Source organism: Neobacillus citreus (assembly GCF_018343545.2).
GTDB classification, from domain to species: Bacteria; Bacillota; Bacilli; order Bacillales; family Cytobacillaceae; genus Neobacillus; species Neobacillus citreus.
The window spans coordinates 1-3,927 of the sequence record NZ_JAGYPE020000044.1; the positions used below are offsets into that span (position 1 = coordinate 1).

Below are 3,927 nucleotides of genomic sequence, written 5' to 3' on the forward strand. Positions count from 1 at the left end.
AACTATTTAACTCTCCGCCTAAAAGCGACTTTCTTATCATACCAAGTTATCGACTTAATGTCAACAACTTTTTCGAAATCTTTTGTCGAAGACTTAATGTCTCGCAACAACAGATATTAATATACCACCATTAATAATTTCGTGCAATAGTTTTTATCAGTTTTTTCAAACCTAAATACAAGTTTAAATATTCACTCTTTTTATTGAAAAATAAAAGGAAAAGTGCTGTCTTAACAGCACTTTTCCATAATGTTACTTATGACGCATTAGTGGGAATAACAGAACATCACGAATCGATGGTGAGTTTGTCAATAACATTACTAAACGGTCAATACCGATTCCTAGACCGCCTGTTGGAGGCATTCCATATTCCAATGCCTCTACGAAATCTTCATCCATCTCGTGCGCTTCATCATTACCCTGCTCGCGTTCTTTTAACTGTGCTTCAAAACGCTCACGCTGATCAATCGGGTCGTTCAACTCTGTAAATGCGTTAGCATGCTCACGGGCAACGATAAACAGCTCAAAACGGTCTGTAAAGCGCGGGTCCTCATCATTTTTCTTCGCAAGCGGAGAAATTTCAACCGGATGTCCATAAATGAATGTAGGTTGTATCAACTTTTCTTCAACTTTTTGCTCAAAGAATTCATTAACGATATGACCATACAGCATATGCTCAGTAATTTCTACACCATGTTCCTTCGCAAGCTGACGGGCTTCCTCGACGCTCGTCTCTTTCCAGAAATCAGCACCAGTGTATTCTTTGATGGCGTCAACCATGTGGAGTCTTTTCCACTCCGGCTTGAGGTCTACTTCATATTCTCCGTACTGTACAGTTGTTGTACCTAATACTTCTTGCGCAATATGAGCAATGAGGTTTTCTGTCAAACTCATAATATCGCGATAGTCAGCATATGCCTCATATAATTCAATCATCGTAAACTCAGGATTATGACGTGTAGAAACACCTTCGTTACGGAATACCCGGCCGATTTCATAAACCTTTTCAAGACCGCCGACAATCAAACGCTTCAAATGAAGCTCAATCGCAATTCGCATGAACAGCGGCATATCAAGAGCATTATGATGTGTGATAAATGGTCTCGCAGATGCTCCGCCAGCAATGGCATGCATCATCGGTGTTTCAACCTCTAGATAACCATGCTCATCTAAATAACGACGCATTGATTGAATGATTTTACTGCGGGTAATAAAGGTTGCTTTGCTTTCCTGGCTCATGATTAAATCTAAGTAACGCTGACGGTAGCGCTGTTCGACGTCCTTTAAGCCATGGAATTTATCCGGCAGCGGGCGGAGTGCTTTCGTTAAGAACACAAAGTTATCAACTTTAACAGATAACTCGCCAACTTTCGTTTTAAATAAGGTTCCGTGTACTGCTACAATATCGCCTAAGTCAGCTGAATCAAAAATCTCATATGACTCTTCGCCAACTGCGTCCTGTCTTACGTATAATTGAATTTGGCCAGTTAAATCCTGGATATGGGCAAATCCAGCTTTCCCTTTGCCACGTTTCGTCATAATTCTCCCAGCAATAGCAACAGTCACATTTAGGGTTTCCAATTCTTCTTTATCAACTTCGCCATATTGACTGATTAACTCTTGACTGCTATGTGTACGATCAAAACGTTTACCAAAGGGATCTAGACCTTTTTCCCGCATCGAATGCATTTTTTCACGTCTGACCTTTAATTGGTCATTTAATTCTTCACTCACAACTATCAACTCCATTAATCATTTTATGTAAAACGCATGTTAAACCGCGCATCTGCATACTTCTATTATTTTACACAAACTGAAGAATTCAGACATCTAAAAAAGATAGAATACAATAAAAACTGCCAGTAACCCACTGGCAGCCTTAACATCAAACAAAATAATTATAGAAAATGGCACAATTTATGTCAAATTCAGCCTACTATTGCCTGGCTTTGTTCTTTTGCCTCTGCGTCTACTACTAATTCGTTTAACAAGGAAACGAGCTGTTCACGTGTAAGACATTCATTGACGGCGTTACGCGCCTTGGCATTGCCGCGGATACCTTTTAAATACCAAGCAGCATGCTTGCGCATTTCACGGACTGCGATATCCTCGTTTTTCAACGCAATCAAACGATCGAGGTGAAGGATACAGACATCAATTTTTTCACGGACAGATGGTTCTCCCATTAATTTCCCCGTTTCTAAATATTGAACCGTACGATAAATCATCCACGGGTTTCCAAGTGCAGCCCGGCCAATCATGACGCCGTCAACACCGGTTTCATCCAGCATTCTTTTGGCATCCTGTGGTGTTTCCACATCACCGTTGCCGATGACAGGAATATTTACTGACTGCTTTACTTCACGGATAATATCCCAATTCGCTTTTCCTTCGTACATTTGGACGCGCGTTCTACCGTGCAGCGCAACAGCTTTCCCGCCTGCCTTTTCAACCATTTGTGCGTTTTTAACCGCAAAGATGTGGTCTTCATCCCAGCCCATCCGCATTTTAACCGTAACAGGCTTTTCAACCGCATCTACCACTGCCGAAACCATTTCATAGATTTTATTAGGATCAAGCAGCCATTTCGCACCTGCATCACATTTTGTGATTTTTGGAACCGGACAGCCCATATTAATATCGATAATATCAGCGTTCGTATTTTTATCGACGAATCTTGCTGCCTCGACAAGCGTTTCTTTTTCGCCGCCAAAAATTTGCAGGCTCAATGGTTTTTCCCGCTCATCAATATAAAGCATGTTCATTGTTTTTTCATTTTTAAAAACTATACCTTTATCGCTGACCATTTCGGCGCAGACCAATCCGGCGCCAAACTCTTTTACCGTCAGACGGAATGCCGAATTACAGACTCCAGCCATAGGCGCCAAGACGACAGGGTTCTTCATTTCAATATTGCCAATTTTCAGCATTAAACGTCCTCCTTAACTAAAATTTTTCTATCCATCTATTCCTTTGGTGCTAAATCTTCCTTGGTTATTTTTAAAGACAACGCAATTTTCTCCAGCAGCTCCTCTGCTGGCAGACGGTTGCCCCGCTCAATTTCTCCCAAAATGGAAACTGATACCCCCAGTTCCTTTGAAAAGCTCTCTTGTGTAAAACCTTTTAGCTTCCGATAGGCTCGAATCCGCCTTCCCCACTTTTCTGCTTCCATATTCGGACTCCTTCTTTATCTTGTAATTCAACCATATATGCTCTAAGAGGCTTCTTCATCCCCGAAATATGAATATCTGGATTTATTTCAAAAAGCGGAATCATCACAAACGCCCGTTCCAGCATCCGCGGGTGCGGAACGATAAGCTTCTCTGTTTCAATATTTTCGTGATTGAATGTCAAAATGTCAAGGTCAATCGTCCGCGGCCCCCATCTGATCTCCCTTTTCCTGCCAAGTTCCTGCTCGGTTTTTAAACATGTATCCAATAGTTCATTGGCGTTTAAGACTGTTTTAACCTCGATTACCATATTTAAAAATAAATCCTGATCCTCATAACCGATAGGATCTGTCTCGTATATAGAGGACTTATTTACCAACTGAATTCCCGGATGATTGGTTAAGATTTGGATAGCCTTTGCCATATTATCATAACGGTTTCCGATATTTGAGCCAAGGGAAATAAATGCTGTATTTTCCACTTTTATCTTCTCCTTGTAATCTCGACAGCAACGGATTCGTAATGGCCGGGAATAGGAGGATCAGGCTTAATCACCTTCACCGTAACCTCTTCAACTAAAGGAAATCCTAATAAGACACTTCCGGCAATTTTCTCAGCGACTGCCTCGACCAACTTTTTAGGTTCACCCTCGACTACTTCCTTACATAATTGATAAAGCTCACCGTAATGAACAGAATGTTCAAGCGCGTCAGTTTCACCTGCTGCTTTTAAATCCAATGAGACCGACAAATCGACA

5 protein-coding genes are annotated in these 3,927 nt (G+C 41.3%); all 5 read right to left on the minus strand.

Translation table 11 applies throughout. The annotated features are described in order from the left end of the window. Positions 1-252: 252 nt before the first annotated feature. The gene (lysS, locus tag KHB02_RS20220) at positions 253-1,749 is read right to left on the minus strand and encodes a lysine--tRNA ligase (RefSeq protein WP_213148303.1); all 1,497 of its coding nucleotides are present in this window, start codon (positions 1,747-1,749) and stop codon (positions 253-255) included. Positions 1,750-1,928: 179 nt separating this feature from the next. Next, the gene (gene dusB, locus KHB02_RS20225; RefSeq protein WP_213148304.1) at positions 1,929-2,930 is read right to left on the minus strand and encodes a tRNA dihydrouridine synthase DusB; all 1,002 of its coding nucleotides are present in this window, start codon (positions 2,928-2,930) and stop codon (positions 1,929-1,931) included. 35 nt (positions 2,931-2,965) lie between these two features. Next, positions 2,966-3,172 (minus strand): helix-turn-helix domain-containing protein, encoded by a 207-nt coding sequence (locus KHB02_RS20230; protein WP_213121119.1) that lies wholly within the window; start codon positions 3,170-3,172, stop codon positions 2,966-2,968. Beyond that, a complete protein-coding gene (gene folK, locus KHB02_RS20235; RefSeq protein WP_213148305.1) occupies positions 3,124-3,651 on the minus strand; it encodes a 2-amino-4-hydroxy-6-hydroxymethyldihydropteridine diphosphokinase in 528 nt (175 codons plus the stop codon). The genes KHB02_RS20230 and folK overlap by 49 nt, the downstream gene beginning before the upstream one ends. 2 nt (positions 3,652-3,653) lie before the next feature. Then, positions 3,654-3,927 (minus strand): dihydroneopterin aldolase (gene folB / locus KHB02_RS20240; RefSeq protein ID WP_241113989.1); only part of this gene is annotated, 274 nt, incomplete at its 5' end.